Origin of the sequence: Methylocystis rosea, assembly GCF_003855495.1 — a bacterium.
GTDB classification, from domain to species: domain Bacteria; phylum Pseudomonadota; class Alphaproteobacteria; order Rhizobiales; family Beijerinckiaceae; genus Methylocystis; species Methylocystis rosea_A.
The window spans coordinates 3,425,218-3,440,629 of record NZ_CP034086.1 but is presented as its reverse complement, the minus strand read 5'-3'; the positions used below and the strand labels follow the sequence as shown (position 1 = coordinate 3,440,629).

The following is a 15,412-nucleotide window of genomic DNA, read 5'->3' as shown; positions in this document are numbered from 1 at the left end:
CGCTCCTCTTACAAGGGCGCGATCTCTTCCTCGAGACAACCGACGACACGGCCGTCAGGAAATTCAACGAGATAGATCGGCGTATTCGTATCCGTATGCGATCCGACCTGCACGATTTCGCCCAAACCGCCGTTGGCGACGAGCAGCGCCTCCGGTTTCTCGTCGGGATAACTTCCATCATTGACCAGATCGACGAGCGTCTTTACGCGCTGACCCCATTGATATTTCGGCATTCGTGGTTCGAACACGTTCACACTCCTCAAGGCAGCGGGAGATCGACGTCATCGCGCGGATTAGCCGACTCGAGTTCCTTGCGCTTCATGCCGACGCGATTGCCGCTTTCGGTGAACTCAATCCCGTAGATATAGAATTGTTGGAGAAAGGTGCCGATGCTGACGACGTAGCCTTCCTCGCCTTTCTTGGCGAGAACCTCGCCGATCTCCTTGCCGGCGTATGTCCCGTCGTTGCGGATCGTACGCTTCGCCTTCACTTTTTCGCCGAAGGAAAAGACGGGCGGCGCAGTCAGTTCACAAACTTCACTGTCGCGAACGATGTTGCTCATCGCTGTCTTCTTCCGTGGTGCCGGCCTGCAGTTGCACGCTGCTCAAGCCGCCGGGAATCGTCTCGTCATCGACCTGAGTCGGCGCCGTCGAACTGCGTGACGGAACCGCAAAGCCGCGTTTGTCACCTCGCCCGACAAGAGGCAACATGCGTGCCACGCTGCAGTGTGAAGAGGCCGAGCGAAAAAGGGCTGCGGGTCTGTACCTTTGCCGACAAGCGAGACATGGCAGTCAAGAATGAATGTAAAAAATGCAACATCGGTCGAAATTTGTTTGGCTACGCTTCTGCGCTGAAGACGCGACGGCAGTTTCGGCCATGCATCTTCCGCCGACGCGCACGAATCACCCAGCGCTTTGGTCAGCTCGACCGCCGCCGCGCCAGGCGCGAGAGTAAGGTAGCGATCGCTTAGCGGATCAGGATCTCGCATGCGCGATCGATGGGGAGCGCGATCGGTATGATTCCCTGGATCGTGAGAAACTTCAGCTCGTTTTTCGTCAGCACGGCCGGGTCGACGATGGCGTGATGCGTCGTCGTCGAGCGCTTCATGATCTGCCGGGCGTACGTGCGCAACAACTGATCGTGGAAGCGACAGCCGACAAACAGGAAGCTGCGCTCGGACCGGCGATTCTTTACCGCCTCCGGCAAGGGCGTCTGAATGTCGATCTCTGTCAGCACCTCGACGTAATCCGCGTCGGAGATCAGAAAATTCTTTGCGGGCGCAATGCTGCCATGCGGCTTGTAGAGGACGGTCTTCCAAGCGTCGGCTTGGTCCTTGGTGGCTTCCGTTCCGTCCGCTGCGTAGAACCGATACCAGCGATCCTCGCCGATGCCGGCGCGGGTGATGCCCTGGATCTCGCCCCAGTCGCTACGCCCTTCGAGCGCCGAACGCATCGTCGCGTCGTACCAGCTGTCGACGATCATGGGCAGCTGCAGCGATGCAAGGTAGAAATGCAGCGGCGTCGGCGCGATGCTGTCGTTGAAGGCCTGCGACATCAACGTCGAGACGGTCGAACGATGCTTCATGTTCTCGATGTGCTGCGCGCTTGCCCAGCAGTTGCCTTTGGCGCGTTTTGGCAGCGCCACCTTTGTCCCGAAAAACGCGGCCAGCGTCTCGGGCGTCATCGGCACCTCGGTTGGCGAGAGCTGCGTCAACCCAGGACCGATATAGGGAATCACGGTCCCCGTCTTCAGCTCAGCGGCGATTTCGCCGAGCGCTTCCTCGGCCTTCTCGCCTTCAAGGAGGACATAGCTGTCAAATGGCGCGTTCATCGCGTTCACTCCCCCTCGCCGCGCTTGCGCGCATTGACTGTGATCGGGAGCGAAGTGCCGGCCGCCATCTCGGGCAGATCGAGAACCCAGCCGTTGGCGATCTTGATCCAGCCGCCCCACAAACTCTCGTGCTCGGTTTCAACGATCGGCTCTTCCAGGTCCTTTTTGGGGACGTAGATCGACAAGCCGGTCTCTGGCGAACGGCGGATCATGATCTTCATTACATTGACTCCTTTGGCGCGGTCATCGCGCCCTAGTTCGTGAGCAGCTGCGCTTCCGTATGGCGCGACGCCCGCGCGATTTCTCTCAACTTGGCGACGATGCCGGGCAGCGTCTCCAGCACATCGTCGATCTCTGCGATCGTGTTTTCTCGCGACAGGGAGAAGCGTATCGCGCCATGCAAGGCCTCATCCGGCACGTTCATCGCGCGCAGCACATGCGAAGGCTCGGTCGATCCCGCCGTGCAGGCCGAGCCGGTTGAGGCGGCGATGCCGACGCGATCCAAATGGGTCAATATCGCTTCGCCCTCTATGTCGGAAAAGGCGATGTTGGACGTGTTGACGAGCCGATTGTCGACGTCGCCGGAAATCTGACACTCGTCGATCCGCTGAGTCACGCCGGTTTCGAGCCTGTCGCGCAAGGCCGCGATATGGACGGCGTCTTCTTGCAGGCGCAATCGCGCCAATTCGGCGGCGGCGCCAAGTCCGACGATCCCCGGCGTATTCTCTGTCCCGCCGCGGCGCGCCCGTTCCTGATGGCCACCACGAAGGAACGGAGCGAATTTCGTTCCCTTACGCACATAGAGCGCGCCGATTCCCTTCGGGCCGTGCAGCTTATGTCCGGAAAGCGAAAGGAAATCGATCTGCGTCGTTTTCAGATCGATCGGAATCTTGCCGACCGCCTGCACCGCGTCGGTATGAAACAAAGCGCCTGCCTCATGCGCGAGACGCGCCAGTTCTTCGACAGGAAACAGCGTGCCGGTTTCGTTGTTCGCCCACATCGCCGAGACGATCGCCGTCTTCGGCCCCAGCGCCGCGCGATAAGCGTCGAGATCGATGCGCCCGCGCGCGTCGACGCCAATGAGATGAACGGTGACGCCACGGTTCTTTTGCAGATGTTCGACGAGCGACAGGATCGCGGGGTGCTCGACGGCCGTGGTCACGATCTCGTCGTGACCCTCGCGCGCCGCGAGCCCGGCCAAGATCGCCGCATTGTCCGATTCCGTACCGCCTGAGGTGAACACAATCTCGTGATCATGCGCCGCGCCGAGCAGCGCCTGCACGCTGCGCCGTGCCTCTCGGACCGCGCCCGAGACCTCGACGCCGAAGCCGTGTGATGACGAGGCGTTGCCGAATTCCTCGCTGAAAAACGGCAGCATCTTCGCCACGACCTCAGGGTCGGTGCGCGTCGTCGCGTTATTGTCGAGATAGACGCGCCGCATCGACACTCTCGCTCAAAGACGCGCCGCGGCACCCGGCACAGGCACGAGCCGCACGAATTCGCCGAGCTCTTCGATCAGCTTGGCCTGGATGCCCTCGAGCGTGGCGCTGCTCAACTTGCAGAGCACGCAGGCTCCCGTGAGTCGCACCATGATTTTGTTGCCGCAGATTTCGATGAGCTCACAATCGCCCCCGTCGCGGCGCAGATTGGGGCGAATCTGGTCGATGACGGAGCGAATGACCTGCTCGCGCTCCGGCGACGGAGCCGTTTCGATCTGTTCAGCTTCTTCGTTCTTCTGGTTGTCGTGCAACATAGCTTCGTCCTCCGCAACGCAGTCCCGCGGACGCGCTCTCATGAATTGTGAAGTCGGGCCGAGATTATCCGAAAGACTTGCCGCAGGAGCAGCTTGATTGCGCGTTCGGATTGTCGAAGGTGAACCCCGAGCCCTGCACCGCGACGACATAGTCGATGGTCGTGCCTGTCAGGAGTTCGTGGCTGGTGTTGTCAATGAACACCTTGACCCCGCTGCGCTCAATCACCGTGTCGTCGGGACTGGCTTCACGCACAAGACCCATTTTGTATTGATAGCCAGCACAACCGCCGGCCTCCACCATGATCCTCAGCCCATCGACGGGATCGGCGGCGCTCGAAATGGCCGTCTGCACTGCATTTAGGGCGCTGTCGGTCAGGTTGATCATGTCGTTCTTCCAGTATCCAAATGCGGCTGCCTCACTCAAAGCAATTCATGTGCCGCGACAATCGCGCGCGAAACGGCGCAGGAGCCCGAAATATCGGGAGGTTTTGTCTTGTTTCGTACATTGCCAACCGGCCCATGTCGGTTCCGTCGCGCCGATCGCGCCATCGAGGCTTCGAAACTGCGGCGAAGTTTTTGCATGGGGCGCGGCGTAACGAAGGATCCCCCGCGCGGATGCTGCGTACGGATTGCAAAGCGGAGAACTGTCGATGACTCAAATTGAGAAGACTGCCCTTGCTCGGCTGGATCGGGAGGGCCGCCTGCTCAACGCAGTGCTTAAGGGGCCGACCGGCAAGCCGGGACGTTTCGGTTTTCGGGGCGATATCGCGCTAAAATTCCAGGCGCAGCTGGCCGACGAGAAGCGGCCGCCGGATTATAGCATCGAGCAGGTGCTCACCTACGCGAACGAAGGCGAAGCGACGATCCCGATCCTCGCCGGCTATCTGCATAATTTCGCTTATCTCGAAGCGGCCCATGAAGTGATCGGCGATCTTCTCTCGCCCACGGGCGCCTACTTCATGTTCTGCAACAATATCGACCTGCTCGCGAAATTCCGCGTCAAGCTCGGCGAGATCACTTACAATGTGCTGCCCTGCGATGAATCGACCGTTTGGAAGGAGATGATGGATCTCGCCATGGTCGACAAGAATGACATCAAGAAGCTCGACACCGGCGGCAAGCTCGACGTTCTTCTCGACACCGCGCAGAAGTTCAACGACGCTTACGAAGTCATCGCGTATCAACAGGGCGTCGAGCGCATGGAGCCCGTCAAGAACCGTAACGAAAACCGGCCGGTTTGATCCGGTGGATCCATGGAGCCGGGGTCGGCGGCTGATGCCGGCCCCGACCGTCTCCGGCTCCCGTCCCCTGCACTAGATAGCCGCAAAAACGTGGAGACAGTTTTTGCGAGAGGCGTGCGCTAGGGAACCGTTCCAATCGCGATGCGATTCGGGGGACGATGCCGCGGACTTCAAATCTTTACCTCCGCCGGCCCACGGCTTCGGGCGAACTTTCCGCTGAGGCGGAAGCGGATCGCGTCCGCGTCATTCGCCGGCGCATTCCCCTTCTTCGGCGTCTTCGTCGACATCTTCCGCCAGTTTGACGCCGACGACGCAGATGTCATTGTCGATGATCGCGAGAGGCACCGGAACGAGGCCGCGTCCCTTGCACGGGCCCTCAATGCACATGCCGGTGCCGAGCTCGAACAGCGCGCCGTGCTTGCCGCACATTAGGCGCAGCCCGTAATTGGGCTCGAGAAACGTATTTCGCTCCCAATCGAGATTGACGCCGTCGTGCGGGCATTTGTTCAGATAGCCGAACACTTGCTTGCCCCAGCGCACGACGACGATCGGAAACGGCTTCTCTTCGCCGTTGTCGTCGAGCCGCACGAGGTTGAAGCCGCGCGCCTTCTGGCTTGGAATGTCGCTCATTGCGCAAAAGGCGTAAACGACGACTTCCGGCGTCGCCTCGTTCTGCTCGATCGTCGTTCCCTGCTCGCTCATCGCGACATCTCCTGCTCCTGCGCCTCGCGCCGCTTCGCCAGCAATAGCCCATTCGCCGCAAGCGAAAATTCCCGCCAGGCCGCGGCGATGTCCTGCATGATGACCCGGGTGTATTCTTGAGACAATTTGTGTTCGTCCGGGAAGTTGGAAAGGGCGCAGGACGTCTGGTTGAAGGCGACCACGTCATCCATGATCGACTGCAGCAAGTCGCCAAAAGGCTTTTGGATGCGCGGCGTCAGCGCCGTGCGGCCGCGTTCGATCGCAACGTCATCCATGTCGAAGGGCAGCGTCGCCAACTGGCTCAGCGCTTGTTGGAACACCTCCTCCATCGCCCCGAGCACAGCCACCTGCGTAAGATTGTCGCGCTCTTGCGACGCCAGGGCGCGGTTGAGCCGCCGGCGATAATTTTCGAAAACCTCGTCGGCGCGCGTGTCCACCCAAGCGGAGAAACGCGCCAGACTCGCCTCGTTCACCGGCATTTCGTCGAACAGGGCGTCGCCGGAGGTCGCCTTTTTCGCCTCGATGCCGGCCAAGACGCGCTCGATGCGTCTCGCGGCGTCCAAAGCGCCTTCCAGATAACCGGCGTTGCGCGCCGCGGTTTCCGAGCCGCCGAGAAAGAGCTTCTTATCCCACAGCGCTTGGCGCAACAGAGGATTCGCGACGTCGTGCGTACCGTCGGCGCCCTGCTGCGCGCGGTCAGCCGCGCTGCACGTCAGTCGCTCTTTCGCCCAATCCTGATAGTGAATGTGCAATGGTTCGACATTGCGGGCAAACACATTGCAGATTTGACTCTCAAGCAACACCGGCAGACCTACGCCGAAAGCCTCGCGCAAATCAGCGTTGAGGGCCAAGAAGCCGCCGAGCGCATGAAGACCCGCGGCCATGTCGCAGGCGTCGAAGATTTCGCCGATCACGGCTTGCTCATGCGTGACGAAGGCGGAGCCGGAGAGATTCTGCTCCCGCCAAAAGGCGTCGCGATATTCCATCACAACCTTCGCCTGCGCCGCCATCCAGGTCTCGGCGCCAAGCATGGCTTGGTCCGTCGCCTCGTCCAAAGGCGGCGTGAAGCGAACGGCCTCGCACAGCAAGCGCGGCGGCAGAGCGAGAACGACGCGGCGCGCCGCAATCTCCATAGGTTCTTCGCCGGTCTTGAATTCGAGCATCACGTGGTCGCCGCAATCGCGCAGGCCCGCCAGCTCGTGACCGAGCTGCATTGACGCCGCCGGCAGTGCGCGGGCCAAAGCCTGCACCAAGACCGTCATCCCGCCGTGCAAACGCCGCGCGTCGTCGTAAAGGCGCTTGTCTTCGATGCGTTCGGCGCTTTTTTCGCCTTCGCGCAAATGCAGCACGGCGCCTTCATCGTGCTGGGCGAAGTCAGGCAGCGCCAGTTCTTTGACGAGTTGCGCGATCAGCGGTTGCGTTTTTGGCCAAAACCAAGTTGGGCCAAGGTCCAAACCGCCGCCGTCGCCGCGCGGCGCCGTGAGAATGCGCCCGCCAAGGCGATCGCGCGCCTCGAAGATCGCAATGTCTTGTCCGCGCAGATGGAGCTTTCGCGCCAGCGCCAAACCGCATAACCCGCCGCCGATGATCGCCACGTCCAACATGTTGCGTCGTCCGCTCCCTGTTCGATGCAGTGGATAGCAATTAGTGTGCAAGATTCTCGGCGACGCGCGAACGGCTGATCTATCGGACGTCATGGCACGAAACTTGAACCTCCCGGCTGGAGTTGCACAGCTAAGGAGTCGAAGATGAATCTGGCCACCGAATTCGCCAACTGCTCGCCGGACGAGTTGAAGGAATTGCTGAGCGGCGGCACGTTGACCGTCTACTCCGTCGCGCGCCCCGCGACGGCGAACATAGCGGTCGACCGCAGCGGCGTGCTGGCGGCCTTTACGTTCGCCTCGCCGGCTTTTGGTCCCGCCACCGACGGCGTTGAGACGCCCTTGTTCGTCGCCGATTCCGTTCCGGCGTCCACGACCGGCACCCCCGGATTTGCGCGGGCGCGCAAGGCCGACGGCACGGTGGTCGCGGATTTTTCCGCCGGCAGCGGCGATCGGGAAATCAAATTCGCCGAGGTTTCCTGCTCGCCCGGCGCTCCAGTGAAGGTTGTCAAATTCACCATTAAGCAGGGCGATTGGCCGGAGCGGCCCGACTATTACGGCACGCGTCCGCGCTCCGGCTATCCGCTTCCCGTCGCTCCGTGACGCTTGGCGACGCTTGGCGACGCGCGACTATTGTGAACTTGCAGACAAGAGGTCCGACCGATGGCTGAACCCCTGACCGGCGCGCTCGTCAGCGCGGCATGGCTAGCCGAGCATCTGAGCGACGGCGACATTCGCATTCTCGACTGCACCTGGCATCATCCGAGCACCAATCTCGACGGCCGCAATCAATATCGCGGCCGGCATTTGCCGGGCTCCGTTCATTTCGACGTCGATCACATCGCCGATCCGAATTCCGATCTGCCGCACATGTTGCCGGATGCGGCGGACTTTGCCAAAAAAGTCGGACTGCTCGGCATTGGAGACGGCGACCGCGTGATCGTCTACGACCGGCTCTTCGGCGGTTCGGCGGCGGCGCGCGTGTGGTGGATGTTCCGCGTCTTCGGCCATGACAACGTGGCGATGCTCGACGGCGGATTCAACCAATGGGTCGCCGCCAAACATCCAACCGAAATGTCGCCGGTGCGTCCGCAGCCCAGGACCTTCACGCCGAACTTCAGGCCCGAACTCGTCCGCAATTTCGATCAAATGAAACGCGTTGTCGGGAACGGCGGCGAGCAGATTGTCGACGGGCGCGGGCCGGGCAAATTCGACGGCTCGCAAGCCGACGTCTTTCCCTTCAAGAAACTCGGACATATTCCGGGCGCCGTGAACGTGCCTTGGGCCGATCTGGTCGATCCGCAGACAGGCGTGCTCCTCGATTCCAAGGGGCTGCGCGCGCGGTTCGAAGCAGCCGGCGTGGATCTGAGCAAGCCGATCGTGGCCACCTGTGCTTCGGGCATGACGTCCTGCATGGACGCGCTGGCGCTCTATCTCCTCGGACGGGGCGATGTCGCCGTCTACGACGGATCCTGGGCGGAGTGGGAGCGCGCCGAACAAGCGGCGGTGGCGGCTTAAGAAGGAGAGCAGCGCGTGAGCGTTCGCGATGACCATGAGCTCGAAACGGGAGACGAGTATGCTCTCTCCACCGCGGCCGATCGGACGCGCTTCACGCTCCACAACAAAGCCGACGGAATGATCGCTGAATTGCACGGCGACGACGCCGCGCGCTTTCTCAAGGATTACGACGAATTGAAGCTCCAATATCCCGACTGGAATGCAGATAGACTGCTCGCCCAACTTTGGGATCAGGGCGGCTATGGCTGGCTCGCGCAACAGGAAGAGTGACGATGACGACTCTCGTGAAGATCACTGAAGATGGACGAAAACTCGAAGTCAAAGGCTTTGCGCTCTATCTTGACGGCGCTCTCGAAGCGGTCGATCTCACCGAGGTGAAGATGCACCCCGCGAAGCGAAAAATCTGGTCGATCATGCCGGACGCGACCCATGTCGCCGGGCGCGTGGCGCTGAACGCGGAAGAGACCGCAACCGTCAGGAAGGCGCTCGCCGACGCTCAGGCGATGATGCTGGCCGATCCAATCGCGATCGCTGAGCGCTTTCGCATCGCCGCCATGTGGAAGGCGCGCGAGCAGGGCATCGAGTAGCGCAATTCACGATTGGCGTTGCGAGCCTCCTGGACGGAGGCTCGCATTTTTTCTACTCAAACCAGCGCGACGTCTTCCGCCGCATGCGTTTGACAATTGGTCGGACACACGCGCGCGCAGGCGCCGCAGCCGATGCAGGCGCCGGTATCATTCATCACCATAATTTTCTTTTCGACTTCTTCGTCCTCATCGTCGTCCAGCGCAACCAGTTCGCCGTCCTCGTTCAAACCTTTCAGCGTCATCACGTCGCGACCGCACACCTTGAAACAGCGCCCGCAACCGATGCATTTACCGGGATCGATCGCAACAAGGTATTCTGGACACCAATCGCGCCCATCGCGCGTCGCTTGTGACATGGCCGTATACTTTCTTTTCTCGAGTTAGACCGTCTCCAGGGACTTCAACTTTGCGCGCTTCTTCTCCAGCTCGGCGAAAGCTTCATGCGCCCTTTGCGCGATCTCAGGGATCGTGGGCCAATTGATCGGCAGCTCTTCCGAAAGATCATGCAGATCCATTTTGGCCTGCATGGCCTTCGCCGAAAGCTTTTTGATTTCCTGCTTCAGATCGTCGATCTCGCTCATCAGTGACCTCAGTATTTTGCGACGTCCGGGTATTTTTCGATCATCTCGACGCCGGACTGCACATATTTGTCGCCTTCTGACGCGAGCTTCTCGAAACTGTCGAATCCGAAGCGATGCACGTCGCGCAGCTGCTTGTTCACGACGATCAAGCGTCCGCCGATCAGCACCATGCGGCCGAAACCCTCGTGGCTCATCTTCAGCATGGGCGAGATCATGACGCCCGTGGCGCGTTCGATGGAGAGCGCGATGGCGTTGAAGAAGAGCTCCATGCGCCAGATCGTCTCGGGGTCGGGATCGCCGATGATCGGCAGCGCGCGGCGCGCCTCTTTGTCAAGAACATAGGGAGCCAAGAGTTCGAGGTCGCCCTTCGTCTCCCAGGTCCCGTGCGTGTCCTGGGCGCGCCAGACCTTGATGAGCTCCTTCATGAACGGAAGCTCGGCGACCGGAGTTTTTTCGAGCACGGCGGTAGGTTCAGACATGGTCGTTCCTCACTCTTCGAAATCGAGCACGCGCTCTTTTCCCTTGGTCAATGCTTTGCGCAGCCATGGCGGCGGCACGCCTCTCAACACTTCCTGGAGCTTGTCCAGGAGGTCTGAGATGGCTTCCGGTTGATTGACCTTCATCGGATGAATGTTGTTGGCGACGACTCGCGCCGCGCCAGAGCCGCCAATGGCAGCGACATAAAGAATGGCGCAATTCTTGATCGCGTCGATCTTCGGCGCGAGCTTGTCCTCATTGCCATCTTCCTTGAGATCGCCGTCAAATTGGATGGCCTCGACGAATTCGTGACCTTCCGGTCCAATCTCGTAGATCGCGATGTTCTTGGCCCAGCCGAAATGCGCGTCGACGCGTTTCAAATCCTGGGTTGCGAATGCGACTTTCATAGCGCCTCCTTTTTCGCCCCTAGTGCGAGGTTGCGGCGTGTGACGGGCCGACGCCATCGCGCCAGCTGTCAGGTGTCGGTTCGTGGTTGTCTTCGTGATCGGCCATCAACAGATTGCTGATGTCAAAGATCAAATCGCGACCGCCGCGATAGCCGACCATCAACTGATGCCCGCCGCCGAGGCGGTCGAACATCGGAATGCCCATGCGAAAGAACGGGATCTTCAAGCGAGAGGCCGCTTGCCTGCCGTGCGAATGGGTGACCATCAGATCGCAGTCCTTGGCCTTCGCCAAATTCTCGAGGTCTTCGAGATCGCCGATCAGCACCTCTTCGGTCGGCAGTCGTTCGAGCACCGGCGATTGCGTGGTCGTCACCGCGACAAGAAGTTGCGCGCCCATTTCGGTGAGCAGACCGCCGATCTCGTTGAGCAGATCCGGCTCGGCGCCGACCGCGAGTTTTCGCCCGCCGATGTGGAAATGACCGTCCAGCATCGCGTCGACGAGCTGGCCGCGCTGGCGACGATATTTCATCGGCGCCGGGCGACCGCTGATGTCCGTCAGGAACGACATGAGCGCATCATTGGCCTCAAGCCCGCACAGCCGTTCAAACAGCCGGAACGGAACGCCGGTCTTCTTTTGCATGGCTTCGGCGGCCTGCCGCATTTGCGCGCCGATCGCGATCGTCCAGCCGGCCTGGCCCATCATGGATATTTCTTCTACGCCGACGCCGCCGATCGTCGTCGGGGTGAAATCATCCGGTATGTGGCCGTCGAGCGAACCGGCGAGATCGGGCAGAAAAGTCGGCTCCAAGCCGAAATCCTCGATGATCGTGCGCAATTCATCGAGATCGCCCGGCGTCAGATGGCAGCCTGGCAGCACATTGATTTTCGTCGGATCGCGGCGCGCGGCGCTCTTTGGCGCCTCGACCATCGTTTCGACGATGCGCGTCACCGTCTTTTCCCAGCCGTCCTGGAAGGCGTCTTTAAAGTCGGGCGTCGACACATAGACGATCGGCAGATGCGCGACCGCCGCGTTCTTCTCGCGAATGAGCTTGATGTAGCCGTCGACGTCGTCGCCCTTCGTCTCGGTGACCCCCGTCGAGCAAATGCCGATGATCTCTGGCTTCGTGCGGTTGTAGATGTTGAGCACCGCTTGCTCGACATTGTCATAGCCGCCGAGGACCGTCGCGACTTCGCTCATCGCGGTGGTCTGCATCGGAATGGCTTCTTTGAAGTGCCGCGTGAACAGCACCAGGCCGAAAGACGTGCAGCCCTGCGAGCCATGCAGGAGCGGCATCGCGCCCCGCAGGCCCATGAAGGCCAAGGCGCCACCGATCGGCTGGCTCATCTTGAGCGGATTGACCGAGCAGGCCTTCTTGCTGACGGAGACGTTCGCCATCGCGTTACTCCGCCGCGATTGCGTGAGAGGCCGAGACCATCTGCGCGAGAATTTCTTCGATGCGCACGGCGCAGGCGCCGCAGCCGCCAGAGGCGTTCGTCTTCTCGCGCACGCCTTCGACCGTCGAGAGATTGTTCGCGAGGATCGCATCCTCGATGACGCCGAGTTCGACGCTCTTGCAATTGCAGATCTTTTTCGCGCGGCGAGCCTCTTCCGCCTTCACCGGATCGGCGGCGAGCGCCGCCGCCTCGGCTTCCGCCTGCGCCATCGCGCGGCTTTGCCAATTTTCTCCGGCCGTTTCCCAAGGCGCCGGCTTGCGCACCTGCGCCCAAACGGGATTGTAAAGCGCCTTGTCGATCTCTTCGACGAGCTTCACCATGCCGACATAGCCCATATAGGCGTGATGCCGCTCCTGGTTGATGTCGAGCCAGGGCATCGAGGCTTTCAGCGCGATGAACTGCGAGCGGCCGCCCGAGAGCATGATGTCGGCGCGCGCATCCTTGAGCATCTTGTACATTTCGCGCGGCGTCATATCCTCGATCATATGGGCGTCCTGACCCATCAGCTCCTTGATGCGCTCCTTGTCTTCCTTCGTCGACTTCTTGACGGAGGTGCCGACAAGTTCGAGACCCGCCTCTTGCAGCGCCGCGACGACCGACCAGGATTTGACTCCGCCGGTGATCAGCAGCACTTTCTTGCCTTCGAAGCGCGGCTTGTATTTGGCGATCGCCGCCCAGGCCTTTGCCTCTTCCCGCGCGATCAGCGCCTCGGTTCGATCCATCAGTTCGGCGGGCGCGCCGCGCTCGATCAGCATGCGCGCGATCTCGCGCAGCGAGTCGCTGCTATCCTCGATGCCGTAGAAGGAGCCTTCGAAGAAGGGGATGCCGTAGCGCTCCTCCATCTTGCGCGCGACATTGATCATCGCCTTGGAGCAGACCATCATCGCGGCCTTGGCGCGATGCGAGGAGGCGACCTCCTTATATTTTCCGTCGCCGGAGATGCAGGCCATGATGCGAATGCCGAGCTCGTCGAGCAGCGGCTTCACCTGCCACAATTCCCCGGACAGATTGTATTCGCCGATGATATTGAGGTCGTAGGGCGTCGTATATTCCGGCTCTTCCGTGCCGATCACATGTTGCAGCAGCGCCTCGCCCGCAAGCTTGTTGCCGAGATTTTTCGGCCCGACGAAGCCCGGGGAGTTGATCGGAATGACCGGCTTGTTGAATTTCTCGCGCGCCGCTTTGCACACGGCGTCGATATCATCGCCGATCATCGCGGGCACGCAGGTCTGATAGACGAAGATCGCCGGCGGATCGTATTTTTCGATGATCTCGCGGATGGATTTGAACAGCCGCTTCTCGCCGCCGAAGACCACGTCGGTCTCGTTGATGTCGGTCGTGAAGCCGGTGCGCCACAGATTGGAGCCGGAGGACTTCGCGCCGCGATTGTCCCAGCTATTGCCCTCGCAGGCGATCGGGCCATGCACGAGGTGGGCGACGTCGGTGAGTGGTTGAAGAGCGATCTTGGCGCCGTCGAAGGCGCAACCGCCAGCCGCGCCGCCGGGCTGCAATTGCTTGGTGCACCCCTTCTTGCGTTCGGCTTCTGATTTGTTCGCGTTCTTACCGCAGCCTGGCTCGTTGAAAACGTCCTGGATCGTGGCCGAAAGCGAACTCATGCCTCTTCTCCTTCACGTTGCGACAGCGATACTGCGAGCAAGGTGTGGCTCCCGCTGCAAAGCGGGAGCCACGTTGTCTTAACGGATGATGTCGAAGCTATAGTCGCTCTTCGCCGGCACGTTGGTGGTGGCGTCGATCGATTCGAAAATGCGATCGAGCACCCACACCAGAACGTTCAAGCCGCCCTGATAGCCCCACACCGGATAGCGGTGGTGATGATGGCGATCGAAGATCGGGAAGCCGATGCGGATCAGCGGCGTGCCGGTGTCGCGCTCGAGATATTTCCCGTAGGTGTTGCCGATCAGGAAATCCACCGGCTCGGTGAACAGCAGCGAACGCATATGCCAAAGATCTTTGCCGGCATAGACGTGGCAATTCTGACCGAACGGCGAGGAGTCGAACAGCTCCTGCACTTTTGCCGCCCAAGCCTTGCCGCCATTCGTGGCGAGCACGTGCGTCGGTTCGGCGCCAAGCTCCAGCAGGAACCCGGCGAGGCCGAGGCACAGATCCGGATCGCCGTAGATCGCGAATTTCTTGCCGTGAATGTGGGCGCTTGAATCGGCCACAGCGTCAACAAGACGACCACGCTCGCGCGCCAGCTCTTCAGGGATCGGCTTGCCGGTGATGCGCGACAAGGTCATAAGGAACTTGTCGGTCGCCGAGACGCCAATCGGGTGATTGAAGGCGGCGACTTCCTGCCCATGCGCGGCGATCAGCGGCAGCGTCTTCTCGGTGCAATATTCCTGCATCGAGATCGTCGCCTTGGCGTTGATCGCATCGGCAGCCTCTTCCAGCGTCGTGCCGCCGTCATACATGCGGAACTCGCCGTCCGTCGGCGTGTCGAAGACTTCGCTGTTGTCGGCGAGGATCGTGTAGTCGATGCCCATCAAGCCGAAGATGCGCTTGACTTCGCGCATGTTGCCGACCGTGTAGCCGTCGAAGCCGCCGATGAAGTTGATCTTGTCATTCGCCTTGCGCTCGAGCTTGGCCGTTGTGCCGGCCTTGCCGTCCCAGAAGTGCTCGATGATGCCCTTCAGCGCATTGTCGTAGCCGGTGACGTGGCTGCCGACGAAGGCCGGGGTGTGAGCGAAGGGAACGTCGTATTCCGCCGGAACCGAACCCTTTTCCTTCGAGGTCTTGATGAAGGCGTTCAGATCGTCGCCGATGACTTCCGCCATGCAGGTGGTCGAGACGGCGATCATCTTCGGCTTGTACATGTTGTAGGTGTTGGCCAGGCCGTCGATCATGTTGTTGAGGCCGCCGAACACCGCCGCATCTTCGGTCATCGACGAGGACACGCAGGAGCTCGGCTCCTTGAAGTGTCTCGACAGATGGCTGCGGTAATAGGCGACGCAGCCCTGCGATCCATGAACGAAAGGAATCGTTTGCTCGAAACCGACGGCGGCGAAGACCGCGCCGAGCGGCTGGCAGGCCTTGGCCGGATTGACCGTCAACGCCTCACGAGCGAAGTTCTTCTCGCGATATTCGGGGGTCTTGGCCCATTCCCGAACGCGTTCCACCTCAGCCGGATCGCGCGGGTTTTCGAACATCTTCTTCTTGTTCGCCAGCATCTGCTGGTACTCGGGACCTCTGAAGAGGTCAAAATGGTCTAGGACGTGTTCTGCGCTCTGCGGCATGGTCGA

General features: G+C 60.9%; 21 protein-coding genes. 5 read left to right on the top strand and 16 right to left on the bottom strand.

Annotated features, from left to right (window positions below):
• Positions 1-8 precede the first annotated feature (8 nt).
• The 7 genes from EHO51_RS16800 to EHO51_RS16770 form a co-directional block, all read right to left on the bottom strand.
• Positions 9-248 (bottom strand): nitrogen fixation protein NifZ, encoded by a 240-nt coding sequence (locus tag EHO51_RS16800; protein ID WP_026222711.1) that lies wholly within the window; start codon positions 246-248, stop codon positions 9-11.
• Between the two features lie 11 nt (positions 249-259).
• Positions 260-562, bottom strand: a complete 303-nt coding sequence (locus EHO51_RS16795; protein WP_014892123.1) for a nitrogen fixation protein NifZ — start codon at positions 560-562, stop codon at positions 260-262.
• A gap of 404 nt (positions 563-966) precedes the next feature.
• The gene (locus tag EHO51_RS16790) at positions 967-1,830 is read right to left on the bottom strand and encodes an SIR2 family NAD-dependent protein deacylase (RefSeq protein ID WP_124739824.1); all 864 of its coding nucleotides are present in this window, start codon (positions 1,828-1,830) and stop codon (positions 967-969) included.
• A 5-nt stretch (positions 1,831-1,835) separates the two neighbouring features.
• Entirely contained in the window at positions 1,836-2,051 is a 216-nt protein-coding gene (gene nifT / locus EHO51_RS16785) for a putative nitrogen fixation protein NifT (RefSeq protein ID WP_018406774.1), read from the bottom strand.
• A 32-nt stretch (positions 2,052-2,083) separates the two neighbouring features.
• A complete protein-coding gene (gene nifS / locus EHO51_RS16780) occupies positions 2,084-3,271 on the bottom strand; it encodes a cysteine desulfurase NifS (RefSeq protein ID WP_124739823.1) in 1,188 nt (395 codons plus the stop codon).
• Positions 3,272-3,283: 12 nt separating this feature from the next.
• Positions 3,284-3,583: a NifU family protein gene (locus EHO51_RS16775; RefSeq protein WP_124739822.1), complete on the bottom strand. Its 300-nt coding sequence runs from the start codon at positions 3,581-3,583 to the stop codon at positions 3,284-3,286.
• A 64-nt stretch (positions 3,584-3,647) separates the two neighbouring features.
• Positions 3,648-3,968, bottom strand: a complete 321-nt coding sequence (locus EHO51_RS16770; RefSeq protein ID WP_014892118.1) for an iron-sulfur cluster assembly accessory protein — start codon at positions 3,966-3,968, stop codon at positions 3,648-3,650.
• Between the two features lie 265 nt (positions 3,969-4,233).
• Between EHO51_RS16770 and EHO51_RS16765 the strand changes: the two genes are divergently transcribed.
• Complete coding sequence (locus EHO51_RS16765; protein WP_029652196.1) at positions 4,234-4,824, top strand: hypothetical protein; 591 nt, start codon at positions 4,234-4,236, stop codon at positions 4,822-4,824.
• 243 nt (positions 4,825-5,067) lie between these two features.
• On the opposite strand, the gene EHO51_RS16760 is transcribed toward EHO51_RS16765, so the two are convergent.
• Together EHO51_RS16760 and EHO51_RS16755 are read right to left on the bottom strand one after the other, a co-directional pair.
• Positions 5,068-5,526, bottom strand: a complete 459-nt coding sequence (locus EHO51_RS16760) for a Rieske (2Fe-2S) protein (RefSeq protein ID WP_124739821.1) — start codon at positions 5,524-5,526, stop codon at positions 5,068-5,070.
• Complete coding sequence (locus EHO51_RS16755; protein WP_124739820.1) at positions 5,523-7,130, bottom strand: flavin monoamine oxidase family protein; 1,608 nt, start codon at positions 7,128-7,130, stop codon at positions 5,523-5,525. The genes EHO51_RS16760 and EHO51_RS16755 overlap by 4 nt, the downstream gene beginning before the upstream one ends.
• Positions 7,131-7,274: 144 nt before the next feature.
• Here EHO51_RS16755 and EHO51_RS16750 point away from each other — a divergent pair, with 144 nt between their 5' ends.
• Genes EHO51_RS16750 through EHO51_RS16735 form a run of 4 tightly spaced genes read left to right on the top strand, consistent with a single transcriptional unit; the run spans position 7,275 to position 9,232 of the window.
• A complete protein-coding gene (locus EHO51_RS16750) occupies positions 7,275-7,730 on the top strand; it encodes a hypothetical protein (protein WP_124739819.1) in 456 nt (151 codons plus the stop codon).
• Between the two features lie 60 nt (positions 7,731-7,790).
• Positions 7,791-8,645: a sulfurtransferase gene (locus EHO51_RS16745; RefSeq protein WP_124739818.1), complete on the top strand. Its 855-nt coding sequence runs from the start codon at positions 7,791-7,793 to the stop codon at positions 8,643-8,645.
• Positions 8,646-8,660: 15 nt separating this feature from the next.
• A complete protein-coding gene (locus tag EHO51_RS16740; RefSeq protein WP_124739817.1) occupies positions 8,661-8,915 on the top strand; it encodes a hypothetical protein in 255 nt (84 codons plus the stop codon).
• A gap of 2 nt (positions 8,916-8,917) precedes the next feature.
• Positions 8,918-9,232, top strand: a complete 315-nt coding sequence (locus EHO51_RS16735; protein ID WP_026222706.1) for a hypothetical protein — start codon at positions 8,918-8,920, stop codon at positions 9,230-9,232.
• Between the two features lie 56 nt (positions 9,233-9,288).
• Here the strand turns inward: EHO51_RS16735 and fdxB are convergent, their stop codons facing one another.
• The 7 genes from fdxB to nifK all read right to left on the bottom strand — a co-directional run bounded on the left by fdxB (position 9,289) and on the right by nifK (position 15,406).
• Positions 9,289-9,588, bottom strand: coding sequence for a ferredoxin III, nif-specific (gene fdxB, locus EHO51_RS16730; protein ID WP_026222705.1), 300 nt, complete (start codon positions 9,586-9,588; stop codon positions 9,289-9,291).
• Positions 9,589-9,612: 24 nt separating this feature from the next.
• The gene (locus EHO51_RS16725; protein WP_124739816.1) at positions 9,613-9,813 is read right to left on the bottom strand and encodes a CCE_0567 family metalloprotein; all 201 of its coding nucleotides are present in this window, start codon (positions 9,811-9,813) and stop codon (positions 9,613-9,615) included.
• An 8-nt stretch (positions 9,814-9,821) separates the two neighbouring features.
• Positions 9,822-10,292, bottom strand: coding sequence for a NifX-associated nitrogen fixation protein (locus tag EHO51_RS16720; protein ID WP_124739815.1), 471 nt, complete (start codon positions 10,290-10,292; stop codon positions 9,822-9,824).
• Positions 10,293-10,301: 9 nt separating this feature from the next.
• Positions 10,302-10,697 (bottom strand): nitrogen fixation protein NifX, encoded by a 396-nt coding sequence (gene nifX / locus EHO51_RS16715; protein ID WP_018406761.1) that lies wholly within the window; start codon positions 10,695-10,697, stop codon positions 10,302-10,304.
• A 19-nt stretch (positions 10,698-10,716) separates the two neighbouring features.
• Positions 10,717-12,093: a nitrogenase iron-molybdenum cofactor biosynthesis protein NifN gene (nifN, locus tag EHO51_RS16710; protein ID WP_124739814.1), complete on the bottom strand. Its 1,377-nt coding sequence runs from the start codon at positions 12,091-12,093 to the stop codon at positions 10,717-10,719.
• A gap of 4 nt (positions 12,094-12,097) precedes the next feature.
• Entirely contained in the window at positions 12,098-13,768 is a 1,671-nt protein-coding gene (gene nifE, locus EHO51_RS16705) for a nitrogenase iron-molybdenum cofactor biosynthesis protein NifE (protein ID WP_029652203.1), read from the bottom strand.
• A gap of 78 nt (positions 13,769-13,846) precedes the next feature.
• Complete coding sequence (gene nifK / locus EHO51_RS16700) at positions 13,847-15,406, bottom strand: nitrogenase molybdenum-iron protein subunit beta (RefSeq protein WP_124739813.1); 1,560 nt, start codon at positions 15,404-15,406, stop codon at positions 13,847-13,849.
• Positions 15,407-15,412 lie beyond the last annotated feature (6 nt).

What these genes read in the sequence shown, in the direction of transcription:
- EHO51_RS16745 (WP_124739818.1), top strand. Translation starts at nt 7,791, where the DNA reads ATGGCTGAACCCCTGACCGGCGCGCTCGTCAGCGCGGCATGGCTAGCC.
- EHO51_RS16720 (WP_124739815.1), bottom strand. Translation starts at nt 10,292, where the DNA reads ATGTCTGAACCTACCGCCGTGCTCGAAAAAACTCCGGTCGCCGAGCTT.
- EHO51_RS16760 (WP_124739821.1), bottom strand. Translation starts at nt 5,526, where the DNA reads ATGAGCGAGCAGGGAACGACGATCGAGCAGAACGAGGCGACGCCGGAA.
- EHO51_RS16755 (WP_124739820.1), bottom strand. Translation starts at nt 7,130, where the DNA reads ATGTTGGACGTGGCGATCATCGGCGGCGGGTTATGCGGTTTGGCGCTG.
- EHO51_RS16770 (WP_014892118.1), bottom strand. Translation starts at nt 3,968, where the DNA reads ATGATCAACCTGACCGACAGCGCCCTAAATGCAGTGCAGACGGCCATT.
- EHO51_RS16750 (WP_124739819.1), top strand. Translation starts at nt 7,275, where the DNA reads ATGAATCTGGCCACCGAATTCGCCAACTGCTCGCCGGACGAGTTGAAG.
- EHO51_RS16775 (WP_124739822.1), bottom strand. Translation starts at nt 3,583, where the DNA reads ATGTTGCACGACAACCAGAAGAACGAAGAAGCTGAACAGATCGAAACG.
- nifK (WP_124739813.1), bottom strand. Translation starts at nt 15,406, where the DNA reads ATGCCGCAGAGCGCAGAACACGTCCTAGACCATTTTGACCTCTTCAGA.
- EHO51_RS16765 (WP_029652196.1), top strand. Translation starts at nt 4,234, where the DNA reads ATGACTCAAATTGAGAAGACTGCCCTTGCTCGGCTGGATCGGGAGGGC.
- nifX (WP_018406761.1), bottom strand. Translation starts at nt 10,697, where the DNA reads ATGAAAGTCGCATTCGCAACCCAGGATTTGAAACGCGTCGACGCGCAT.
- EHO51_RS16790 (WP_124739824.1), bottom strand. Translation starts at nt 1,830, where the DNA reads ATGAACGCGCCATTTGACAGCTATGTCCTCCTTGAAGGCGAGAAGGCC.
- fdxB (WP_026222705.1), bottom strand. Translation starts at nt 9,588, where the DNA reads ATGTCACAAGCGACGCGCGATGGGCGCGATTGGTGTCCAGAATACCTT.
- EHO51_RS16725 (WP_124739816.1), bottom strand. Translation starts at nt 9,813, where the DNA reads ATGAGCGAGATCGACGATCTGAAGCAGGAAATCAAAAAGCTTTCGGCG.
- EHO51_RS16735 (WP_026222706.1), top strand. Translation starts at nt 8,918, where the DNA reads ATGACGACTCTCGTGAAGATCACTGAAGATGGACGAAAACTCGAAGTC.
- EHO51_RS16795 (WP_014892123.1), bottom strand. Translation starts at nt 562, where the DNA reads ATGAGCAACATCGTTCGCGACAGTGAAGTTTGTGAACTGACTGCGCCG.
- nifS (WP_124739823.1), bottom strand. Translation starts at nt 3,271, where the DNA reads ATGCGGCGCGTCTATCTCGACAATAACGCGACGACGCGCACCGACCCT.
- nifE (WP_029652203.1), bottom strand. Translation starts at nt 13,768, where the DNA reads ATGAGTTCGCTTTCGGCCACGATCCAGGACGTTTTCAACGAGCCAGGC.
- nifN (WP_124739814.1), bottom strand. Translation starts at nt 12,093, where the DNA reads ATGGCGAACGTCTCCGTCAGCAAGAAGGCCTGCTCGGTCAATCCGCTC.
- nifT (WP_018406774.1), bottom strand. Translation starts at nt 2,051, where the DNA reads ATGAAGATCATGATCCGCCGTTCGCCAGAGACCGGCTTGTCGATCTAC.